1 protein-coding gene is annotated in these 1,158 nt (G+C 62.2%); it reads right to left on the reverse strand.

The features are described 5' to 3' along the window. Positions 1–81: 81 nt before the first annotated feature. Entirely contained in the window at positions 82–1,131 is a 1,050-nt protein-coding gene (locus tag DN412_RS42905) for an IS110 family RNA-guided transposase (RefSeq protein WP_115217000.1), read from the reverse strand. Positions 1,132–1,158: the final 27 nt, after the last annotated feature.

Below are 1,158 nucleotides of genomic sequence, written 5' to 3' on the forward strand. Positions count from 1 at the left end.
CGCCTGCTGCCGGTCTAACCTGTCGCCTATCGTTGCCTGTTGCGTCCCTGGTGGTGGATGTAATTGCAGGAAGTGTTGCGCTCACGTGGCCGCGCTCGGGCAGACATGGGCGGGATCGAATTTTTCCCCTTTGGCGAGGATGGCCCAAAGGATGCGGGCATGCTTGTTGGCTACTGCGATCAGGGTCTTGTTGTAGCCGATGCGGGCCCGCAGTTGGAGAATCCAGCGCGAGAGCCGGTCGTTGCGCCTATGGGCGGTATTGAGTGCAGCGCGCGCGCCAAGGAAGAGCAGCATGCGCAGGTACTCGTTGCCCTGCTTCGTGATGCGGCCCAGGCGCTGCTTTCCGCCGCTGCTCTTCTGTCTAGGCACGGTGCCAAGCCAGGCTGCCATCTGCCGGCCGTTTTTGAACTGCCGGGCATCGACGATGGTGGCGACGGTGGCGGACGCAGTGAGCGGGCCGATGCCGCACATATCCATGCATCGCTTTGCGTGGGGATCCTGACGGGCATGCGTGGCAATCTGCCGGTCGAACCAGGCGATTTCCTGGTCAAGCGCTTGCCATTGCGCCCAGCCACGCATCAGTGCCTCGCGAGCCGTGCCGGTCAGTTCGTTGGTGCCATCCTCAATATGCTCGACGAAATGGGCGTGTAACTTGTCGATGCCTTGTGGGAGGAACACGCCGAATTCGGCAAGCAGCCCGCGCAACCTGTTCACGAGTGCCGTGCGTTCCTCGACGTAGCCGGTGCGCAGACGGTGGAGCACCAGGACGCTTTGCTGAGCCGGGGACTTGACCGGCACAAAGCGCATTTGCGGACGGCTCGCGGCTTCGCAGACAGCTTCGGCGTCGAGAGCGTCGTTCTTCATGCGCGAGCCGCCCTTGCGGTAAGGCGCCACAAACTGGGGCGGAATCAGGCGTACGTCATGCCCGAGCGAACGGAGCCTGCGGGCCCAGTAGTGCGCGGCGCTGCAGGCTTCCATGGCCACAAGACAGGGTGGGAGATTCGCGAACCGGTTGAGGAAATTTGCACGGCTAATCGCCTTACGCGTGACGATGTGGCCAGACTGGTCGACTGCATGGATCTGCATGACGTTCTTGGCAAGGTCGACACCAATGCGAGCAATCGTGTTCATGGTTTCCCTCCTTCTTGGAAGCTGGAC

This window comes from Cupriavidus lacunae (genome assembly GCF_003353055.1).
GTDB lineage: Bacteria > Pseudomonadota > Gammaproteobacteria > Burkholderiales > Burkholderiaceae > Cupriavidus > Cupriavidus lacunae.